Here is a 21,717-nt window from a genome sequence, read left to right on the forward strand (position 1 = left end):
GGCTCCTTAATTTAAGTTACAGGCTTCAAGGCCTGATAAACGCATGCGAACATCAAGCTCTGGCAATGCGCGAGGTTTTACCCCTTCAAGCCCTTTAGCAAATGCACGAATATGCGCAGGCGTTGTACCACAGCAACCACCCACAATATTAATAAAGCCCGATTTGCCCCAATCTATAATCTCGGCTGCCATATCGCCCGCTTCTAGGTCGTACTCACCAAATTCGTTAGGTAAACCGGCATTTGGGTGCACTGAGGTAAATGTTTCGCATACGCGCGAAAGTTCCTCTACGTATTGGCGCAGTAAATCTGGCCCAAGGGCACAGTTAAGGCCAATTGAAATAGGCTTAATATGGCGAATAGAATTATAAAATGCTTCGGTTGTTTGCCCCGAAAGCGTACGCCCTGAGGCGTCGGTAATTGTGCCTGAGATCATTACGGGCAGTGTGCGCCCGGCTTGCTCAAATGCTTCTTCTACTGCGAATGAGGCTGCTTTTGCATTTAGGGTGTCAAATATGGTTTCAATAAGTATTAAATCAGCGCCACCTTCCATTAATGCAAGGGTAGACTCTACATACGCAGTAACCAGCTTATCAAACGTTACGTTACGGTAACCTGGGTCGTTTACATCTGGCGAGATAGAACAGGTTTTAGATGTTGGCCCTAAAACACCCGCTACATAGCGTGGTTTTTCTGGATTTTTAGCGGTGAACTCGTCACATATTGAGCGCGCAAGTTTGGCCGACTCTAAGTTTACCTCACGGCTTATACTTGCCATGTCGTAATCTTCCATCGAAATAGTGGTTGAGTTAAAGGTATTGGTTTCAATAATATCTGCACCGGCAGTTAAAAAGCCGCGATGTATATCGGTTATTAGCTCGGGTTTGGTGAGGCTTAATAAATCGTTATTACCTTTAATTAGTACGTGCCAATCTTTAAAACGCTCGCCTCGGTAGTCTTCTTCTTCAAGTTTATGAGTTTGGATCATAGTGCCCATAGCGCCGTCTAAAATTAAAATACGCTCTTTAAGCGCTTCACTTAGTTCGGCTTGTTTGTTGGCGGCTGTATTATTCGGCATAGTTGTTAGTCCTCACATCTTGGCTAACTAAATTAATATCATACGGTGTGGTTTGATACACGTAGTAATTTAACCAGTTCGAAAAAAGTAAAAAAGCATGGCTTTGCCACGTTTTTGACGGTTGCTTGCTTGCATCATCATCGGGAAAATAGTTTTCAGGTTTTGGCGCATCTGGGCTTTTTTGTAAATCACGCTCGTACTCCCCTTTTAGGGTGTCGGCATCGTATTCTGGGTGGCCTGTTATAAATACTTGGCTACCCGATTTGTTTTTTAATAAGTAAGCACCCACTCGTTCAGAGCCTGCTAATACAACGAGATCGTCACACGCATTTATTTTTTTTATATCAATGTGCCCATAACGTGAGTGTGGTACTAAAAAGGTATCATCAAAACCGCGGGTTAATGCCCCGTGTTTAAAGTGGCATTGATGAGTAAATACACCACACAGCTTATTGGGTTTTAAGTCGCGCTTTAAATTGTAGCTATGGAATAGCGCTGCATGAGCCGCCCAACACGAAAACAACGTAGAGGTAACGTGCTGCTCTGCCCAATCAATAATGACTTTAAGCTCTTCCCAGTAGGCAACATCTTCATACTCTAAATGCGCAAGCGGTGCGCCTGTAACAATAAGCGCATCGTAATTGTTATTTTTTACCTCTGAAAAATAGCGATAAAAGGTATCTAGGTGTTCTTCTGAGTTATTACTACTACGGTGAGTGTCTAGGCGCAGCAGCTCTACGTTTACTTGCAAAGGAGAATTTGCAAGTAAGCGAATAAACTGTACTTCGGTTTCTACTTTATTAGGCATTAAGTTTAATATAGCCAAACGCATTGGGCGGATTTCTTGCGTTTTTGCACGGCTTTTTGGCATTACGAATACGTTTTCTTGGCGCAAACGTGCAATTGCTGGAAGCTCATCCTTTACGGTAATTGGCATATTTTTAACTCCTACTCATAAAAACTTGTGCTAATTATGAACTGAAAGCAAAAAATATCAACCTCTAGATGTATAGATGTCTAAATGAAATTTATTCATTATTACTTAAGTATGTGGCAAGCAATGAGTCACCCCCTTAAAAAGAGGCTTAACTCACTGCATTTAAAATAATGAACTAATTATTGCTCACTAATATTAAATTTTGCTGAGGGGGAATTAAATACTCAGCGCCGTTTTTGGTAATTACAGCCATTTCTTCAACAGAAATGGTTTTAAACTCGGTGTTGTTTAAAGGCCAACTAAAAAAGCCATCAAAAGCAAACACCATTCCTTCTTTAAGTTTACGATGAGCAGCAGGCCTTACTTGGGCACTGCGAGAGCCACCTAAATTGGGCCCGGTATCGTGTGCAACATACCCTACTGGGTGGCCGGTACTCCATGGCACAGGCTCTGAGTTGTATTTATTCATTAATACGGTTTGAGCTTGATCCACGTCTATACCCCTTACGCCGGGTTTCATTGCATTAAATGCGGCAAAACCGCTATCTCGGGCATTAATCCAATATTGCTGAATGTTGGCTGGTGCAGAGGTTTCCCCTTCTTTAAGTACATAAGCAAAACGCTGAATGTCACTTACCCAGCGATTGTAGAGCTTTACGCCAAAATCAATTTGAATTACGTCGCCCGGCATAATGACTTTATTTGTAGAATGCGAATGCCCGCGATCGGGACCTGAATTTACGTTAGGATTTTGATCGGCAGCCCATGCATCGGTTACACCTTGTGCTTTCATTTTAGCTTTTAAAAATTTAGCTACATCGGCATCGGTGGTTTTACCCGGAATAATAGTTTTATAAGCCTCTATTTGCCACGTTGCTGAAAGCATTGCGGCCTCTTTCATTATTTCAACTTCAGCAGGTAACTTAATTGAAAGCCATTGATAAACAACTTCTTCGGAAGATACGAGCTTTGCTGTTTGCTTTGCGCCTAATAAGTTAGCTAATTGCTTGTATTGCGAGTGCGATAACCCATCTGCCTGTGCATTAAGATCAGAGACATTTATTGCTATACGCTCAAAGGGTTGTTTTTTTATAAACTCAGCCGCGTATTTTAACGCAGACACACTGCGTGGCACCGAGATCACTTTTTCATGTATGTTTAGCTCGTCGAGTGCTTTTGCTTCGCTTGAAGGTGAGTAGGCTACCGAATGAAACGCCCCTTTATTAAAATAAAATAAATATGCCGCTGGCGAACCTGCGTTTTCACAGCCAATATGGTCAGCCAATGGGTCGTTGTTATTTTCTCTACAAACAATAAGCCAAGCATCTACCTTAGCTGCTTTTAAAGCGTTTGGCAGGAGTTTATTTATTCTTTGTTTTCTTATTTCGGGCCAAGGAGAATCGACTGCGTTAGCTTTGGGGTTTGTGGTAAATAACGTAAGTAAAGCCAACATTGTTATTACTTTTTGTATAGTCATGGGTTTTTCTTATTTTTACTATGGTTTAAATACGTTAGCACACCCAAATAAAACTATACATTTAACGAGATAAAACGATAAAGATATATTCCCACCCGCCATTCGTTGACTGTTTCACCTCTCAACAACTACAATACAACATTAAAATTTTTTTATTATTTGAAGGCTTTCCTCCATGGTTTTACCTGATAAGTTTATTTTCTCGATGAGTCGAGTATCTAAAGTTGTGCCGCCTAAGCGTACAATTTTAAAAGATATTTCGTTGCACTTTTTTCCTGGCGCCAAAATTGGTGTGCTTGGTTTAAATGGTTCTGGTAAATCATCATTGCTACGTATTATGGCCGGTGTTGACCAAGACTTTGAAGGTGAGGCACGTCCTCAGCCTGGTACTAAAATTGGTTACTTACCACAAGAGCCAGTACTAGACGAAAGCAAAACAGTACGAGAAATAGTTGAAGAAGCTGTTGGCGAGGTAAAACACGCCCTTAATCGCCTTGACGAGGTGTACAACGAGTACGCAATGGAAGGTGCTGACTTTGACGCACTGGCTAAAGAACAAGGTGAATTAGAAGCAGTTATTCAAGCGCACGATGGCCATAATATCGATAACGTACTAGAGCGCGCTGCCGATGCACTTCGCTTACCTGAGTGGGATGCTAAAATTGAGCACCTTTCAGGTGGTGAACGCCGCCGTGTTGCTATTTGTCGTTTGTTACTCGAAAAACCAGACATGCTTATTCTTGATGAACCAACTAACCACTTGGATGCAGAGTCGGTTGCATGGTTAGAGCGCTTCTTACATGATTACGAAGGTACTGTTGTGGCAGTAACGCATGACCGTTACTTCCTTGATAATGTTGCTGGCTGGATATTAGAGCTTGACCGTGGTGAAGGTATTCCATGGGAAGGTAACTACTCTTCTTGGCTTGAACAAAAAGACGCGCGCTTGCAGCAAGAACAAAAATCTGAAAAAGCACGTCAAAAATCAATTGCGCAAGAACTTGAATGGGTGCGTTCAAACCCTAAAGGTCGTCAGGCTAAGTCTAAAGCTCGTATGGCGCAGTTTAGCGAGCTACAACAATCAGATTACCAAAAACGTAACGAAACAAACGAGCTATTTATTCCACCTGGCCCACGTTTAGGCGACCAAGTATTAGAAGTGACTAACTTACGTAAAAGCTTTGGCGACCGCGTATTAATAGACGACTTAAGCTTTACCATGCCTAAAGGCGCTATTGTGGGCATTATTGGTGCCAACGGCGCGGGTAAATCTACACTATTTAAAATGTTAAGTGGCGAAGAGCAGCCAGATAGCGGTAGTGTTAACATTGGTGAAACCGTACAACTAGCAACGGTTGATCAGTTCCGCGACGATATGGACGAAAGCAAAACAGTTTTTCAAGAAATATCTGACGGACAAGACGTTTTAAAAATTGGTAACTTTGAATTCCCAAGCCGTGCTTACGTTAGCCGTTTTAACTTTAAAGGTAACGATCAGCAAAAGTTTGTAAAAGACTTATCGGGCGGTGAGCGTAACCGTTTACACCTTGCTAAATTATTAAAAGCCGGTGGTAACGTAGTGCTACTGGATGAGCCAACCAATGACTTGGACGTTGAAACATTACGTGCACTTGAGAATGCTATTTTAGAATTCCCAGGCTGTGTAATGTGTATATCGCATGACCGTTGGTTCCTTGACCGTATTGCTACGCACATTTTAGATTACCGCGACGAAGGACAAATTAACTTTTTCGATGGTAACTATACTGAATACGAAGAGTGGCTCAAAAAGACCTACGGTGCAGAAGCTGCACAACCTAAGCGTATAAAATACAAAAAAATTGGTTAATAGCTAAATTAACTGAAATACCTTTAAAACCCTGCTTTACGCAGGGTTTTTTATGCCTTAAATAAACTATGTGTGTTTGTAGCTAGCAACTGTGTAATTTAAAGCTATGCTTATACCAATTTTATTTAAAATATTATGCATTTGATTGATGTTGAATCACTCGCTAACTAAATAAAAAATTATTTACATAGAACAACCATATGCCGTAATTTTAATGATTTTTAATGAGTTGTTTTATTCGCACTATTACTGAACACTAATTTGATGCTATTGATATTACTAAAAAAACAATAAGGCAGAGTCATGCAAGAACGTCGTCAATTTTCACGTATTTTATTTTCAACCGATGCGCACATAATTTTTCAAGAAAATGAGTACCCATGTACTTTGCTTGATATTTCATTGCACGGCGCTTTAGTCAGTAAATGTGATGTGTTAAATGATCAAATAGAAAATGATGCCATACTACGTTTTATTTTACCCGACAGCGAAATTGAAATAAAAATGGAGACAACGATTTGCCATATAGAAGCCAATCACATTGGTTTAAAGTGTAAGCATATTGATATTGATAGTATTACCTATCTAAAAAGACTCATTGAACTCAACTTAGCGGACGATGAATTACTTCACCGCGAATTAGCCATGCTTATTCACGACTCACAAAAATAGACACTTTGAGGGGAGTTGATTACCATAGGGAAAACTTTATAGCCTGTGTGAATATGACTCTAAACCCTCATTTACCGTTAGTTTACCATCCAAACTACTCGTTTAGTTTTGATCCTAAGCACCGCTTTGCAATGAGTAAGTTTGCTAATCTATACACACACGTTAAAAAACTAGGCTTAATTGGTAATAACCTCACACAACCTGTTTTAGGCTCTCCCGAGCCTTTAGAGTTAGTGCATTGCGACAACTACATTCACGATTTATGGAACAACCGCTTAGACGATAAAGCCATGCGTCGTATAGGATTACCTTGGTCAGCTCAATTAATGGCGCGCACATTTACTGCCCCGCAGGGCACATTACAAACCGCTCGCTTAGCACTAAAACACGGCATAGCCTGTCATCTAGCAGGAGGCACGCACCATGCGCACTTTGATTTTGGCTCAGGATATTGCATGGTGAACGACTTAGCCTTTACCACCCAGACCTTGATTAATAGCGGCGAAGTAACCAACGTGCTTATTTTTGATTTAGACGTACATCAAGGTGATGGCACCGCTGCTATGCTTGCGCATCAGCCCTATGCTTATACCTGTTCAATACACTGCGAAAAAAACTTCCCGTTTAGGAAATCGGCTAGCGATTTAGATATTGGCTTAGCAAATCATATGCAAGATGCCGAATACTTAGCCATTGTTGACGATACCTTAAGCTACTTACTTAAAGAACTGAACCCAAGCTTAGTACTGTACGATGCCGGTGTAGATATTTGGCAAAACGATGGCTTAGGTAAATTAGATATAAGTTGGGATGGGATAGCTAAACGCGATCATTTGGTTTTAAAACGCTGCCTTGAGCACAATATACCAGTGGCAACAGTTATTGGTGGTGGTTACGATAAAGATCATCTTCGCCTTGCACAGCGCCATGGCATTGTAGTTGAACAAGCGGCACGCTTTTAATATGAAATAAAAACTTAATATTGTCGTTCTTATTTGCTAACTAGAATAAAAACGACACCACAATGAAACACATTTTTATAGTTATAACACTTACCATTTTTAGTTTTGCGGTATTTGCAGAGCAACCTATTCAAGACTCAAACCATCCTGAACTCCCCCCCTTAACATTAAACATGGCCGATGGTACAAGTATAAAAACACAAAACCTATTAGGCGAACCTTATATTCTGCACTTTTGGGCTACATGGTGTCCTTATTGCAAAAAGTTACAACCCGCCCTTCAAAAAATACACGACATGGGCTTAAACGTAATAGCGGTAAGTTTTAAAGAAGATGATAACGCCTTCCCCGCCAAAGCATTAACCAATAGAGGCTATACATTTAAAACCGCAATACAAGCAGATAAAATTGCGACACAACTAGGAATACACGGCACACCAACTACGTTATTTATAAATGAAAAAGGCCATGTTGTTTGGGCTACTAATTCATCAGACCCAGATAATGCAAATATACATTTAAAAGCCCGGACTCTACTAAACTCAATTAAAGCTAAATAGCTTAATAATTAAGGGAGTTAATGTGTATTAAAATATGAGTTATATAAACTTTATACTACAATTTAAGCTCATAAATTGATTGGGGTTATTATGCGTTTACTATTTACTTTATTATTGCTTTTGCTAAGTACTACAGCGTTTGCTGAAGAAGAAGAAAAAGTAGAACTTCCACCATTAGACCCTAGCTACAATGCAGTTCACCCAATGGCACTTGTGAATAGAGGGTCTTCTATTTTTGCTATTAATCTTCCTTCTTATAGATCGCCACATGACTTGCAAGTTGTCTACGAAGTTAAAAATTCAAACGTTGCTTTTTTAAACTTTGCGAAAAATGCCGACATGATCACTATTAAGCCGCAAAAGTTTAATATTCAACATTTAATGCGCGGGGATGAAATAACAATTACAGCCGACATATACGAAGGTGATTACCGCCAAGGGGGCACTTTAATTTATGAAGCTAAACAACTTGAGCTTGATAAGCAACTGTACGCCAGAGAACTCAATGAGCTAAGCGAATCTTCGCAATGGCATGAGTACGATATGATTGAGCTAAATGGTACAGAGCGTATTTATGTACATAAAATTCAAAAAGCACCAAGCTTTAACCACCTAATTTTTGTGGACCTGGTTAATGCCTGTATGCAGAAAGTTCGCACATCAAAACGAGTTCCTCCTGAAAACGAACTTACTTATAAATTTATAAACTGCGGAACCTTAAAGCCTCTTTTTTACGATAGCGAAAGTTTACTTAAATAAAATAATTATGCCTAGGTATGATTGATAGGTACGAAGTTAATAAGAAAAAATGAAAGAAAAGGTATTTAAAACTGTTACATATACTGTTGATTAGTAGCTATAGGGAACAAAACTTAGCTTTGGGGCAGCAAAATAAAAACGGCTTAAACTCAACATAATTGAATTTAAGCCGTTTACACACTAATAATATCTTCACACACAATATAAAGATTCTGGTTTTAACTGCGTGGCAATTGTAGGGAAATAAAAACAACCCAAGCTAAGTCACCACCGAACTTGAGTTGCCTTTCACACTGACAATATCTTCACACACAATATAAAGATTCTGGTTTTAGATTGCGTGGCAATTGTAGGGAAATAAAAACAACCCAAGCTAAGTCACCACCGAACTTGAGTTGCCTTTCACACTGACAACATCTTCACACACAATATAAAGATTCTGGTTTTAACTGCGTGGCAATTGTAGGGAAATAAAAACAACCCAAGCTAAGTCACCACCGAGCTTGAGTTGCCTTTCACACTGACAACATCTTCACACACAATATAAAGATTCTTTGTGTTAGTTATACACTAACGAATTCTGGCCATTGCCTATAAACACATTTTACTTTGCTAAAGCTACTGATTAAGCTCTTAGCCGTCTCTATGGGTTAACTTTAGAGTTATTACTCAAATTTCACAAGCGATAAAAATAAACCTGATAGATGAAAAAAACTAAACTATAGACCTTAGTCTAATAGCCATGCTTTAAGTAACGATATATTTGCCTGTAAGGCACTCGGTAAATCTTTACTCTATTAGGCATAGAACAACTCAATGCCTCTGTATGAAACTAAGTAAACCATTATTCTTTAATGTTATTTATGACAAAACTAGTCTGTTTCTTATTAAGTAAAATGAATTTTTTAAGTTGAATGTGTATTCGTTCCCTGAACAGCAGGCACAAAAAAAGCGCTATAAAAGCGCTTTTTGTTCTAAAAAAATATTTAAATTATTTGGTTTTCTTTCCAAGCTTGCTCTTTAGCTAAGCGCTTTTTGCGCTTGTCACAAGGATCATCGCAATCACAGGCTTTATCGATGCCTACCGAGCCTAATCCACCGCAGCTGCTGGCCATCGATTTTCTTTGCACGATCATACCTACAGCCATTGCTGTAACAATTAAAATTAGTAAGCCAAAAGTAAGAAAAAAAAGTGACATTGCTTAGCCCCTATTGATCAGCAATAAATTAAGCCCAAACTATTTTTGAGCAGTTGTTATTATATACCCAACCTCTATGGAAATAAACCAGCTTTGAATACTTACAAGTAGGGTTCAAATGCAGGGCTTGAATACGTAACTAAGCCATCAGGCGATTTAGCAATTAGATAAACTGCTAAGTTATTAGCTTGTGCATAAGCTTGTGCTTTTTCCATACCCATAACTGTTAAAGCAGTTGCTAAGCCATCTGCGGTCATTGCACTTGGGTGTAATACTGTCACAGAAACTAAGTCGTGCTTAATTGGCATTCCTGTTACAGGGTCAATCAAATGGGTGTATGTTTCACCATCCATTATATAAAAGATGCGGTAATCCCCAGATGTAGCAATTCCCATTGTGCCGGGTAGTAAAATGCGGTGCACTTCACGCTTACCTGGCTCTGCGTCTGGTTGTTCTATTGCAATTACCCAGCCTTGTCCATTTGGCTTTTCGCCAGACATACGCAGCTCACCGCCAATCTCAACCATGTAATTAGTAATGCTATGGCTTTCTAGTAATTGCGCTACTTTGTCTATGCCGTACCCTTTAGCAGTTGCAGAAAATGATAGTTCTAGTCCATCAACTGTTTTTGCTAGACCTTGTTCATTTAATACAAGCTTATCTACACCAATATTTGCAACCATTGCCTGAAGCTCATCATCAGTGGGTCGTTTGGTCGGCTTTTTATCAGGGCCAAATCCCCATAAATCAATCAATGGTCCCATTGTTACATCAAGTGTATTAGTAGACTCACCGATACGAATGGATTCGCTTATAACGGCTCTGAAGTCTTCACTTATTGGCATAAATTGATTTGCTGGCAAGCGATTAAATGTATTTATCTCCGAGTCTTTAATGTATGTAGACATAGACTGGTTTACATCGACTAATACAGCATCTATTTGTTCTTGTATTTGAAGAGCAGATATTGCCTCTTGCTCGTCATAATATTTAATATGATAGGTAGTCCCCATGGTTTTACCTTCTAAATAGGTTTCCTTTGGGACCGATTCTGCGCATCCAGATAACAGTAAAGTCAGCGTAATGATAAATAAGGCGATTATGCCCTGGGGAGTATTTACTTTGTTCATAACAACCCTACTTAATAGGTTAAAAATTAATATATAAGAATAAAAAAACCTCGTAACACAGAGTGCTACGAGGCTGATATTTTAACCAAAACTAATCTGTTTTGATATGCGTGTTAGCCACCGAAATCATCTAATAAGATATTTTCGTCTTCAACACCTAAGTCTTTAAGCATATTGATAACTGCCGCGTTCATCATTGGAGGACCACACATGTAGAACTCACAATCTTCCGGCGCTTCGTGGTCTTTAAGATAGTTCTCAAATAACACGTTATGGATAAAGCCAGTATAGCCTTCCCAGTTATCTTCAGGTTGTGGATCTGAAAGCGCTGTGTGCCAAACGAAGTTATCGTTTTCAGCAGCTAGGCCGTCAAAATCTTCAACGTAGAACATTTCACGCTTAGAACGCGCACCATACCAAAAACTCATTTTACGCTTAGAATTTAAACGTTTAAGTTGGTCAAAGATATGTGAACGCATTGGTGCCATACCTGCACCACCACCTACAAATACCATTTCAGCGTCAGTTTCTTTAGCGAAGAACTCACCAAATGGACCTGAAATAGTAACCTTGTCACCTTCTTTAAGTGACCAAATGTACGATGACATTTTACCACAAGGTAGGCTTAGGTTTCTTGGCGGCGGCGTAGCGATACGCACGTTAAGCATGATGATGCCTTCTTCTTCTGGGTAGTTAGCCATAGAGTAAGCACGAATTGTTTCTTCGTCTACTTTTGACTCCAGGTCAAAGAAACCAAAATGATTCCAGTCGCCACGATACTCTTCAGGAACATCGAAATCGGCGTATTTAACATGGTGAGCTGGTGCTTCTATTTGGATGTAACCACCCGCACGGAAAGGCACTGATTCGCCATCTGGAATTTGTAGCTTAAGTTCTTTAATGAAAGTTGCTTTGTTATCGTTAGAGATAACTTCACAGTCCCATTTTTTAACACCGAAAATTGACTCTTCAAGTTCAATTTCCATGTCATTTTTAACATTTACCTGACACGCTAAACGACAACCTTCGCGGGCTTCACCTTTAGAGATGTGATCAAGTTCAGTTGGTAGAATATCGCCGCCACCTTCTTTAATGTGAACGCGACACTGACCACAAGAGCCACCGCCACCACATGCAGAAGATACGAAAATACCCGACTCAGATAGTGCACCTAATAGCTTACTACCTGCTGATGTTTTAATGGCTTTGTCTGCATCGCCATTAATACCGATGATGATATCACCGCTTGCAACTAGTTTAGACTTAGCACCAATGATGATTAAAACTAGTATTACAACGATAGCGATAAAAACACCAACGCCTAAGAAAATATCCATGATTGACCTCGCTATTATTACAGTGAAATACCAGAAAATGACATAAAGCCAAGACCCATCAAGCCAACAGTGATAAAGGTAATACCTAAACCACGTAAACCATCTGGTACGTCTGAATACTTCATTTTCTCACGGATACCTGCAAGTAATGTAATTGCAAGCGCCCAGCCCACACCAGCGCCAATACCATATACAACAGACTCGCCGAAGTTATAGTTACGCTCAACCATGAAGGCTACCGCACCAAAGATTGCACAGTTAACTGTGATCAATGGTAAGAAAATACCTAATGCGTTGTATAGTGGTGGAAAGAACTTATCTAATGCCATTTCAAGAATTTGCACTAGTGCTGCAATAACACCAATGAAAGTTAAGAAACGTAAAAAGCTAAGATCAGCTTCTGGGTAACCAAGCCACTCAAGTGAACCTGGAGCTAATACCGCGTGGTAAACCAAGTTGTTAACTGGTACAGAAATACCAAGTACAACAATAACCGCTACGCCTAGGCCAATTGATGTAGTTACTTTTTTAGACACGGCTAAAAATGTACACATACCTAGGAAGAACGCTAAAGCTAAGTTTTCAATAAAAACGGCTTTTACAAATAAACTAATATAATGTTCCACTTATCGCCCCTTACGCTTTAGCTTCTACTTGGTCTTTCTTATAAGTACGAAGTACCCAAATGAATAAACCAATGATGAAGAATGCACTCGGTGGTAAGATCAATAGACCCATAGGTTGGTACCAACCACCATTTTGTACTAATGGAATAATATCAACACCGAATAGTGAACCCTTACCGAATAGCTCACGAATGAAACCAACAGTAAGAAGAACTACAGAGTAACCTAAGCCGTTACCAATACCATCAAGGAAAGACATTAATGGTGGTGACTTCATCGCGTATGCTTCAGCACGACCCATTACGATACAGTTAGTAATAATCAGACCAACGAATACAGAAAGCTCTTTTGCCGTAGCATAAGAGAAAGCCTGCAGTACTTGGTCAACAACGATTACTAATGACGCAATAATCGTCATTTGTACGATAATACGCACTGACGATGGGATGTGATTACGAATAGTCGAGATAAAAAGGCTTGAAAATGCGGTTACCAAGGTCAATGCGATTGACATGATTAATGCGTTTTTTAAGCTAGACGTTACAGCCAACGCAGAACAAATACCGAGTACTTGAAGTGCAATTGGGTTGTTAGCGAAAACTGGCCCGAACAGGACCGCCTTCATTTCTTTAGTATCAGCCATTATTTCAATGCTCCATTACGTACTTTAGCAAGGAAAGGGCCAAAGCCGTTTTCGCCAGTCCAAAAATCAACCGCGTGATCAACACCGTTAGATGTTAATGTAGCACCTGAAAGACCATCGATTTTATGCTCATCACCGCCCGCAGTTCCTTTAACGATCTGGATTGGTAATTCTTTACCTTCCCACGTTGCAGTCCACTGTGGGTTTTGAATTTCACCACCTAGACCAGGTGTTTCGTTGTGCTTATAAAAGATGATGTCTTTAATTGTTTCACCATCGCTTTCAAGCGAAATAAAACCGTACATCAAACCCCATAAACCATAACCCTGGATAGGAAGAATAATTGCATCTGTAGAGCCATCGTCTTTTTTAGAGATGTAAACAGGTGCACGCTTAGTGATACGTTGTATACCAGCGATGTCCTTAATTCCATTCTCTTTTAAGGATTTGCTCAGCTCTGCATCATATTTGCTTTTTTCAAAGTCAAAGTCTTCTACAGGGTCTGCAAAATCACCGCTTTGCATATCAATAAAGCGTGTTTCGATTTTAGCTTCAAACGTTTCAGCAACGTTATCAACTTTGCTAATACCCGCGGCTGCTAAAATATTGCTTTGAATATCTTTTGCTTTGTTTGCTTTTTGCAAAGGGCGAAGTTGCACTGACGTTAGCGATACAATTACTGCACACACCAAACATAATGAGACAACAACAGCTAGCGTTTTGCCAATTGATTCGTTATTACTAGACATTACGTGCCAACCTCCGCTTGATATTAGCTTGCACTACAAAGTGATCGAATAATGGTGCAAACAAGTTAGCAAACAAGATTGCCAGCATGATGCCTTCAGGGTATGCAGGGTTAACAACACGGATCATGATAACCATAAAGCCAATAAGCGCACCGTATGCTAATTTACCTTTATCAGTAAATGCAGCAGATACAGGGTCAGTAGCCATAAAGAACATACCAAATGCAAAGCCACCTAGCACCATGTGCCAGTACCAAGGCATAGCAAACATTGCATTAGTTTCTGAGCCAATTGTGTTTAGTATTGATGAAGTAATCACCATACCTAGGAATACACCTAGCACAATACGCCAAGAAGCAATGCGCACGTAAATTAAGAACAAACCACCAATAAGTACAGCAAGCGTTGACGTTTCACCCATAGAACCTTGGATAAAGCCGTAGAACGCATTCCACCACATTTGCATGTTAGCGTAACCTAAGTCACCACCTAACGTACCTGCAAATGCTTGACCTAGCATTGTTGCACCAGAGAACGAGTCTACGGCAGTCCATACTGTGTCACCTGAAATTTGCGCTGGGTATGCGAAGAATAAGAACGCACGACCTGCAAGAGCAGGGTTTAAGAAGTTACGACCAGTACCACCAAATATTTCTTTCGCGATTACAACACCGAAAGTAATACCTAGTGCAACTTGCCATAAAGGAATTGTGGCAGGCAAAATTAGTGCAAATAGCACTGATGTTACGAAGAAACCTTCATTTACTTCATGCTTACGCACAGAAGCAAACAACACTTCCCAAAAACCACCAACAACAAACGTTGTTGCATAAATAGGTAGGAAGAAACACGCTCCGTAGAACATTTTTGCGCCCCAACCTGCATCGGCAGTCAAATCACCACCTAGTAGCTGGAACAAACCTACTTGCCAAATGTTAGCTAGCTCAAAACCATTACCAAGCGCCATAGCTGCTTGATGACCGATGTTGAACATACCAAAAAACATGGCAGGGAACGTCGCCATCCACACTAAAATCATCATACGTTTTAGGTCGATGTTATCGCGAACGTGAGTTGAACCTTTGTTTACATAACCTGGGGTGTAAAAAATAGTCGCGGCTGCTTCATACAGTGCGTACCATTTTTCGTGTTTTCCACCTGGTTCAAAATGCGGCTCGATATCTTCTAAGAAAGTTTTTAAACCCATTTTAGCCTTCCTTCTCGATCGTAGTTAAGCAATCGCGTAGGGCTGCGCCGTACTCGTATTTGCCAGGACAAACGAAGGTGCATAACGCTAAATCTTCTTCATCTAATTCAAGCGCACCTAATGAAATTGCACTGTCTAAATCACGAGACAATAAGTCACGTAGTAATAGCGTTGGCAAAATATCAAGTGGCATAACACGCTCGTAGCTTCCAAGTGGAACCATGGCACGTTTTGAACCACCCGTAGACGTTGTCATTTTGAATAAACGACTCGGAGTAAGGTGAGACAAGAATGTACGCGTTACAGAGAATTTATCACTACCTGGTGCAATCCAGCCAAACAATTCCTTTTCGCGACCTTCAAGTAAAACAGATACTTGAACATGGTAACGACCTAAGAATGCATGAACACCAGACGACGTAGCACCTGCAAGTACAGAACCAGAAATAACACGGTTATCACCGTCTTCTAATTCCCCTGCCACTAAGTCATCTAATGAAGCACCTAATTGTGTTTTCACTAAACGTGGATTTTTAACGCGAGGACCTGCAAGAGAAACGACACGATCTGTGTAAATTTCACCAGTAAGGAATAGGTGACCATACGCAATAACGTCTTGGTAACCGATATGCCAAACTTGCTTGCTAGCAGATACTGGGTCAAGGTTGTGAATATGAGTGCCTACAAGTCCAGCCGGATGCACACCACCAAACTCATGTACTTCTACTTGAGTAATAGATGAGCTAGGGATTTGGCTGCCAGCTTGCTTACAAACAAATACTTTTCCATCGGTCAAACGCGATACAACAGCTAAGCCAGCTTCAAACGCTTGCGCATTTTCAGCAATAATCACTGCAGGATCTGCAGCAAGAGGATTAGTGTCTATAGCGGTAACAAATATAGAGCTAGGATTTGCATCCACAGCCGCTACTTTGCTGAATGGGCGAGCACGTAGTGCTGTCCATTGACCTGACTGAATAAGTACTTCTTTAGCTTTTTCACGATCTAAGCTTGTAAGCTCAGATTCAGAGAAAGAGTCAAAGGTGATTTGCTCACTGCCGTTTACTTCAATAACAACAGATTGCAGCACACGTTTAGCACCACGATTTATTTCTTTTACAACACCAGAAGCTGGTGCGGTAAACAGGACGCCTGGGTTCTTTTTGTCTTCAAAAAGTACCTGGCCTTTTTTAACTTGGTCATCCATACGAATATGCATGGTTGGACGCATACCTATAAACTCTTCACCTAGCACGGCTACTCTTTTGACGGGTGAACCGTCGTGAATAACTTGCTGAGGTGCGCCATCTAATGGTAAATCCAGACCTTTTTTTATGTTGATCATACGCACTTGCACTACATTAACGGAAAGAAACTGAAAAATCGTACCAACCACGTCGCCATTTAAGCTACCCCAAGTTATTTCAATGTATAAAAGAAAAACTCGCTTTGGTTATTAAACAGGCAACGCGGTAAAAACTCTTCACATATTGCCTTAATTTTAACACCATTGTGGGTGACTATGCGAGTGTATTTATGAAAATTATACGACTGAAACGCTTATTTGGTTTTGTTAGCTAGATTTAATAAAATTTAAGTTAGACCAAAGTGGTAGCTTAAGCAAAGAATGAGGTTTTTTAATTGATAAAAGTCGCATGAAGCGACTTTTAAATTAGGGCATGTTGAATTTATAGGATTAAAGCTTACTGAATCTTAGGGCGGTACCTGTTTAGCAATAATACTTATTTATGGGCAATAACCACACAACATCAGTTCTGTATTACCGAAATGCCAAACAGGTTACTTAACATTTTACCAAAAAAGACAAGCAAGCCCTGACTATTCACTTAATTGATTAATCAATCATATTTGCAATTGCTTGAACTGGCTCTACATCTTGGTCGTAATCAACTGACTCAATGCCAAAACCAAATAAGCGTAAAAACTCATTGTGATAACCAACGTAATCTGTCAACTCGTCAATCGTGCTGGTATCTACTTTGTCCCATACTGCTTGGATACGTGCTTGAACATCGTCTTCAAGTTCTTTGTAGTTTTGAAATAAGTGTCCACCATCATCAAAACGCGGCGTTTCACCGTACAGGTTTTCGGTAAATAAACCATGAATTTGCTCAATGGTGCCTTCGTATGTTCCGTCCGCCTTCATTACCTTGAATAAAGCTGAAATATACAATGGCATAATTGGTATAGCAGAACTCGCTTGTGTTACAACAGCATTAAGTGATGAAACATACGCTTGACCATTTAACGCTTTAGTTGACTCTTTTATCGCAACCGTTGCACGGTCTAAGTCTTCTTTTGCTTTACCAATAGTCGCGTGCCCGTAAATTGGCCACGTTAACTCTTTACCTATGTAGGTGTAAGCTGTGGTTTTAAAGTCATCTGCTAGCACCTCAGCGTCTTGAAGGGCATTAATCCACATTTCCCAATCTTCACCACCCATTACTTTAATGGTGTTGTCGATATCGTCTTGTGTTGCTGCCTCTACAGTAATTTCGTCAATTTCACGCTTTGACGTATTTAGATTTTTTGTTGTAACTGCGTTGCCGATTGGCTTTAACGTTGATGAGTAAACTTCACCCGTATTTGGGTCAGTACGACGAGGCGACGCTAAACTGTAAATGACCAGATCAACCTTGCCTAAATCTGCTTTAATTGTATCAATTGCTTTTTGTTTTATTTCGTTTGAGAAGGCATCACCGTTGATATTTTTAGACCATAAACCGGCTTCGTCTGCCGCATTTTGAAAAGCAGCCGTATTATACCAACCTGCTGACCCTGTTTTACGCTCGGTACCTTCTTTTTCAAAGAAAATACCCAATGTTTTAGCGCCGCCACCAAATGCTGCCGTAATACGCGATGCCAAGCCGTAGCCTGTAGATGCACCAATAACTAACACATTTTTTGGTGCGTTTTTTAATGCACCTTGTTGTTTTACATAGTTAATTTGTTCTTGCACATGTTCACTACAGCCTACTGGGTGAGCGTTTGTACAAATGAATCCACGAATTTTTGGCTTAATGACCATTGATGATCCTATATCTTTTACTATAAAAATTAGCGCTAGTTTAAAGGCTAATACTTAAAACACTGATCTGATCAGTTAAATACGGTTGTAAATAACTGTCAAACCTCAATTAATCAATCTAATTTAGATCCACCTAAACAGTTTGGCGATGCTGGCGCTTCGCTGTCATGTTCAGTGTATTCGTCAGGAGTGTAAGTATGAATAGCCAATGCATGTATATGGTTTGCAAGCTCTTCTTTTAAAATTTCATTAATTTGACGATGGCGCTGCAAAAGGCGTTTACCTAAAAACTCTTCGCTTACCACAATAACCTTAAAGTGCGAATCAGTGCCTTTGCTGTGCATATGACTTTCGTTAATAACATTTAAATGCTTACACGCAATAGCATTGCTGATTTTTTCTTGGATTTGTTGCTGCATTGACATATAAAACCATTATTTATAGCTAATTTATGAACTTATCATAGCAAGCAGCCCTGCCCGTTGGCTAACTAAATTACGCAACTAGCCTTGTTTTATATACCTAAAGGTTAAACTTATTCGCGGGTGCACTAAGCTGGTTTGCTTTAAAATAGCATGCTGAAAGTCTCGCTGGCTATTGCCACTCATGACCAAACAACTACCACTGTGTAATTTTAGATCCGTTATTTTATTACTGGCCTTATCTTTTAGCTTTAATACTCGCTCTGCCCCAAGTGATATGCACACAATAGTGGGTTGCTGACCCAACTCTATTTCATCATCACTGTGCCACCCCATAGTGTCGTTGCCATCGCGATAATAGTTGACTAATAAAGAATTAAAAGGCTGCTTTAAATGTGCCTCTAACCTTTTTCGCATTGCCATTAATGTACTAGGCCAGGGTTCAGTTATTAACTTACTGCTTGAATAGCCGTATTCAATTTTATGGTCGCCAATAAAGCATTGCAGGCGTGGGATTGGTCCAGTTTTAGAGTAAACCGTGACTTCTGGCTGCTGCCACTTAAGTTTTTTTTGCAGATAATAAAATAAATCGAGGCTTTTTTGTGCGCTAAGCGCCTTTGTTTGATAAGAAAAGCCATTAGGCAACTGTTGGGGGTTGGCGTTTTGCCGTTGCATGTTAGAATTTACCTACATTAGTTTACTGATACAAAAACCACTATGACGACGCAAGCCCAGCTAGGCGATAAAACTTTTACTCTTGAACGCTTCCCTTTGGATCAAAAAAACCGCAGTTTACAAGCGTGGGATTCGGGCGATGAGTACCTTATCAATTATGTTAACGAACATCATCCTGATTGTCGCTCATTGCTTATTTTAAATGACAGCTTTGGTGCTCTTGCCTGTAGTTTTAATCAATTAACGGTTTGTTCAGTTAATGACTCGTATATTAGCCACCAAGCCGCAGCATATAATTTACAAGAGAATAAGCTGTCTACTGTGCAATTTACGCAATTGGACAGCCTCTCGGCACTTCCAGAAGACGTAGATTTAGTGTTAATCAAAATACCACGTAATGTTGGCTTTTTGCAGTTTCAATTAAGTGAGTTAAGCGAAGTTCTTGCACCAGGCACACCTGTTATTGCAGCTGGTAAAACGAAAGATATTCATAACTCAACAATTAAGGCGTTTGAACAGTTTATTGGTGAAACTAAAACAAGCTTAGCGGTGAAAAAGTCACGCCTTATTTTAAGTAGCGCAAAAGGCGGCTATAAAGCTGCTGATTACCCTGTTTCATGGCAACTTGAAGGCACCGAGTTTAATATTACAAACCATGCAAATGTATTTTCGCGTGATTCGTTAGATATTGGTGCGCGCTTCTTTTTTAACTACTTGCCGCAAACACCAAAAGCTAAACAAATTATTGATTTAGGCTGTGGTAATGGCGTAGTTGGTGTTATGACCTTAGCGCGCTGCCCTAAAGCCTCTGTAACGTTTGTTGATGAATCGTACATGGCGGTCGAGTCTGCACGACTTAACGTAGAGCAAAACATGGCAGAACGATTTGATGATTGCGAATTTATCGAAAACGATTGCCTAACCGGCTTTGAAAAAAACAGTGTAGATATGGTGCTATGTAATCCACCATTTCACCAAGCACAAGCGGTTACTGATCACATTGCTTGGCAAATGTTTAAACAAGCTAAAGACACGTTAAAAGAAGGTGGTGAGCTGCGTATTATTGGTAATCGTCATTTAGATTATCATGACAAGTTAAACCGTATGTTTGGTAACTGTAAGCTATTAGGTTCAAACAAAAAATTTGTGGTTTTAAGTTCAACTAAAAATAGTGGGGTGTTATAACAATGACAATAATAAACCGTATATTTGGCTGTGCTGCATTTTGTATTTTAGCAGGCTGTGCAAACCAACCAAGCCAAGTCATACTTAACCCGGTTTACCAAAATGGCCAAGTGAGCACTATAAATAGTAGCCTGAGCACGAGTGTTATTGATGTACGTGGCGATACTTCTACCCTGACTCTAGTTGAGTCAGACAAAACCAAAACATTTGCAAGCCAAGGTATTACAGAGTCGATTAAAAGTGCACTAGACAGTGCACTTAGTCGTAATGGCGCGAGCATTTCAAATTTAGCCACCACTCGATTTGAGCTAGATATAAATGCCTTACAAGCAGTGGTTACTGAAACCTTAGTAAGCCATAAAAGTGAAGCAAAAATTGAACTGAGTGTTCGCGTAATCCGTGCTACAAGTAATTTTACAAAAAAGTATAGCGGTAATGCAGCGCTAGAAGGCCCGCTTGGCCATGACAGGGCTAAAATAGAAGGTCAACTCAATAAGTTGACTGAACAAATGATAACCCGCATTGTGTCAGATCCTGAATTAATACAGTTTTTAGAAGGTTAACCATGAAACGACTTTTTATACTTTGTTTAGCTCTTTGTTTTAGCGCAGCAAGTTTAGCATCCCAAGAGGGCAGATTTGTACAAAAAGACAATATGTTTCCACGTGTTGAAATAGTGACATCACTAGGCAGTATTATTGTTGAGCTAGACCGTTCTCGAGCCCCTATTACAGTTAATAACTTTTTAACTTATGTATCAGATAAAAGTTATCAGGGTAGTATTTTTCATCGTGTTGAGCGCGACGAAGAAAACGAACGCGATTTTGTTATACAAGGTGGTGGGTATGATAAAGACATGGAAGGCTTACATCAAAACGATCCTATTTTTAATGAAAGCGGGAATGGTCTAAAAAATGATATGTACAGTATTGCCATGGCATACCAAGACAGACAGCCGCATTCAGGTACTCGTCAGTTTTTCTTTAATATGGATAACAATGACCATTTAAATCCTGGAAGAGACTGGGGATTTGCGGTGTTTGGTACTGTAATGGATGGATACGAAACCCTTGATAAAATTATGGCTGTTAAAACAATTTACAACGAAAAAATTGGTTATGACTTTGTGCCAGAAACACCAGTGGTCATTTTAAATATTAAAATGATTGAGCCAACACCATTATAATTAATGAGGTGCGGTA

Annotated in this window: 22 protein-coding genes; 8 read left to right on the plus strand and 14 right to left on the minus strand. The window is 39.9% G+C overall.

Going from position 1 to position 21,717, the window contains the following annotated elements:
* Positions 1-6: 6 nt before the first annotated feature.
* The 3 genes from R0J88_RS03340 to R0J88_RS03350 all read right to left on the minus strand — a co-directional run bounded on the left by R0J88_RS03340 (position 7) and on the right by R0J88_RS03350 (position 3,491).
* The gene (locus tag R0J88_RS03340; RefSeq protein ID WP_305472022.1) at positions 7-1,077 is read right to left on the minus strand and encodes a homocysteine S-methyltransferase family protein; all 1,071 of its coding nucleotides are present in this window, start codon (positions 1,075-1,077) and stop codon (positions 7-9) included.
* Positions 1,067-2,014 (minus strand): homoserine O-succinyltransferase MetA, encoded by a 948-nt coding sequence (gene metA / locus R0J88_RS03345; RefSeq protein WP_006791480.1) that lies wholly within the window; start codon positions 2,012-2,014, stop codon positions 1,067-1,069. Before metA ends, R0J88_RS03340 begins: the two co-directional genes overlap by 11 nt.
* 175 nt (positions 2,015-2,189) lie before the next feature.
* Positions 2,190-3,491, minus strand: a complete 1,302-nt coding sequence (locus R0J88_RS03350; protein ID WP_410899075.1) for a M24 family metallopeptidase — start codon at positions 3,489-3,491, stop codon at positions 2,190-2,192.
* A 175-nt stretch (positions 3,492-3,666) separates the two neighbouring features.
* Here R0J88_RS03350 and ettA point away from each other — a divergent pair, with 175 nt between their 5' ends.
* The 5 genes from ettA (at position 3,667) to R0J88_RS03375 (ending at position 8,293) form a co-directional block, all read left to right on the plus strand.
* Positions 3,667-5,340 (plus strand): energy-dependent translational throttle protein EttA, encoded by a 1,674-nt coding sequence (ettA, locus tag R0J88_RS03355; RefSeq protein ID WP_410899076.1) that lies wholly within the window; start codon positions 3,667-3,669, stop codon positions 5,338-5,340.
* A gap of 303 nt (positions 5,341-5,643) precedes the next feature.
* On the plus strand, positions 5,644-6,012 hold the full coding sequence (locus tag R0J88_RS03360; RefSeq protein WP_006791483.1) for a PilZ domain-containing protein: 369 nt from the start codon (positions 5,644-5,646) through the stop codon (positions 6,010-6,012).
* A gap of 53 nt (positions 6,013-6,065) precedes the next feature.
* Positions 6,066-6,974: a histone deacetylase gene (locus R0J88_RS03365; RefSeq protein WP_410899077.1), complete on the plus strand. Its 909-nt coding sequence runs from the start codon at positions 6,066-6,068 to the stop codon at positions 6,972-6,974.
* 62 nt (positions 6,975-7,036) lie between these two features.
* Positions 7,037-7,534, plus strand: coding sequence for a TlpA family protein disulfide reductase (locus tag R0J88_RS03370; RefSeq protein ID WP_410899078.1), 498 nt, complete (start codon positions 7,037-7,039; stop codon positions 7,532-7,534).
* A gap of 90 nt (positions 7,535-7,624) precedes the next feature.
* On the plus strand, positions 7,625-8,293 hold the full coding sequence (locus R0J88_RS03375) for a hypothetical protein (RefSeq protein ID WP_410899079.1): 669 nt from the start codon (positions 7,625-7,627) through the stop codon (positions 8,291-8,293).
* A 986-nt stretch (positions 8,294-9,279) separates the two neighbouring features.
* Here the strand turns inward: R0J88_RS03375 and nqrM are convergent.
* The 11 genes from nqrM to R0J88_RS03430 form a co-directional block, all read right to left on the minus strand.
* Positions 9,280-9,492 (minus strand): (Na+)-NQR maturation NqrM, encoded by a 213-nt coding sequence (gene nqrM / locus R0J88_RS03380; protein ID WP_010557000.1) that lies wholly within the window; start codon positions 9,490-9,492, stop codon positions 9,280-9,282.
* Positions 9,493-9,593: 101 nt separating this feature from the next.
* Positions 9,594-10,622, minus strand: coding sequence for an FAD:protein FMN transferase (locus tag R0J88_RS03385; protein ID WP_410899080.1), 1,029 nt, complete (start codon positions 10,620-10,622; stop codon positions 9,594-9,596).
* A 113-nt stretch (positions 10,623-10,735) separates the two neighbouring features.
* Positions 10,736-11,959 carry an NADH:ubiquinone reductase (Na(+)-transporting) subunit F gene (gene nqrF, locus R0J88_RS03390; RefSeq protein WP_010556998.1) on the minus strand — a complete coding sequence of 408 codons (1,224 nt, stop codon included), beginning with the start codon at positions 11,957-11,959 and terminating at the stop codon, positions 10,736-10,738.
* A 17-nt stretch (positions 11,960-11,976) separates the two neighbouring features.
* Entirely contained in the window at positions 11,977-12,585 is a 609-nt protein-coding gene (gene nqrE, locus R0J88_RS03395; protein ID WP_006791490.1) for an NADH:ubiquinone reductase (Na(+)-transporting) subunit E, read from the minus strand.
* Between the two features lie 10 nt (positions 12,586-12,595).
* A complete protein-coding gene (locus R0J88_RS03400) occupies positions 12,596-13,228 on the minus strand; it encodes an NADH:ubiquinone reductase (Na(+)-transporting) subunit D (RefSeq protein ID WP_006791491.1) in 633 nt (210 codons plus the stop codon).
* Positions 13,228-13,977 (minus strand): Na(+)-translocating NADH-quinone reductase subunit C, encoded by a 750-nt coding sequence (locus tag R0J88_RS03405; RefSeq protein ID WP_010556997.1) that lies wholly within the window; start codon positions 13,975-13,977, stop codon positions 13,228-13,230. Before R0J88_RS03405 ends, R0J88_RS03400 begins: the two co-directional genes overlap by 1 nt.
* Positions 13,970-15,184, minus strand: coding sequence for an NADH:ubiquinone reductase (Na(+)-transporting) subunit B (locus R0J88_RS03410; RefSeq protein WP_006791493.1), 1,215 nt, complete (start codon positions 15,182-15,184; stop codon positions 13,970-13,972). Before R0J88_RS03410 ends, R0J88_RS03405 begins: the two co-directional genes overlap by 8 nt.
* 1 nt (position 15,185) lies before the next feature.
* Positions 15,186-16,529, minus strand: coding sequence for a Na(+)-translocating NADH-quinone reductase subunit A (locus R0J88_RS03415; RefSeq protein WP_410899081.1), 1,344 nt, complete (start codon positions 16,527-16,529; stop codon positions 15,186-15,188).
* Between the two features lie 510 nt (positions 16,530-17,039).
* Entirely contained in the window at positions 17,040-18,233 is a 1,194-nt protein-coding gene (fabV, locus tag R0J88_RS03420) for an enoyl-ACP reductase FabV (protein ID WP_410899082.1), read from the minus strand.
* A 113-nt stretch (positions 18,234-18,346) separates the two neighbouring features.
* On the minus strand, positions 18,347-18,658 hold the full coding sequence (locus R0J88_RS03425) for a BolA family protein (RefSeq protein WP_006791496.1): 312 nt from the start codon (positions 18,656-18,658) through the stop codon (positions 18,347-18,349).
* Positions 18,659-18,736: 78 nt separating this feature from the next.
* On the minus strand, positions 18,737-19,330 hold the full coding sequence (locus R0J88_RS03430) for an alpha-ketoglutarate-dependent dioxygenase AlkB family protein (protein ID WP_410899083.1): 594 nt from the start codon (positions 19,328-19,330) through the stop codon (positions 18,737-18,739).
* Between the two features lie 42 nt (positions 19,331-19,372).
* Here R0J88_RS03430 and R0J88_RS03435 point away from each other — a divergent pair, with 42 nt between their 5' ends.
* From R0J88_RS03435 to R0J88_RS03445, 3 genes are read left to right on the plus strand one after another with little or no spacing between them, the layout of a single operon-like run.
* Positions 19,373-20,515, plus strand: a complete 1,143-nt coding sequence (locus R0J88_RS03435; protein ID WP_008129536.1) for a methyltransferase — start codon at positions 19,373-19,375, stop codon at positions 20,513-20,515.
* Positions 20,516-20,517: 2 nt separating this feature from the next.
* On the plus strand, positions 20,518-21,078 hold the full coding sequence (locus tag R0J88_RS03440; protein WP_276753218.1) for a YajG family lipoprotein: 561 nt from the start codon (positions 20,518-20,520) through the stop codon (positions 21,076-21,078).
* Between the two features lie 2 nt (positions 21,079-21,080).
* A complete protein-coding gene (locus R0J88_RS03445) occupies positions 21,081-21,701 on the plus strand; it encodes a peptidylprolyl isomerase (RefSeq protein ID WP_410899084.1) in 621 nt (206 codons plus the stop codon).
* Positions 21,702-21,717: the final 16 nt, after the last annotated feature.

It is taken from the genome of Pseudoalteromonas sp. SIMBA_162 (assembly GCF_046535955.1).
In the GTDB taxonomy this organism is placed as follows: Bacteria; Pseudomonadota; Gammaproteobacteria; order Enterobacterales; family Alteromonadaceae; genus Pseudoalteromonas; species Pseudoalteromonas marina.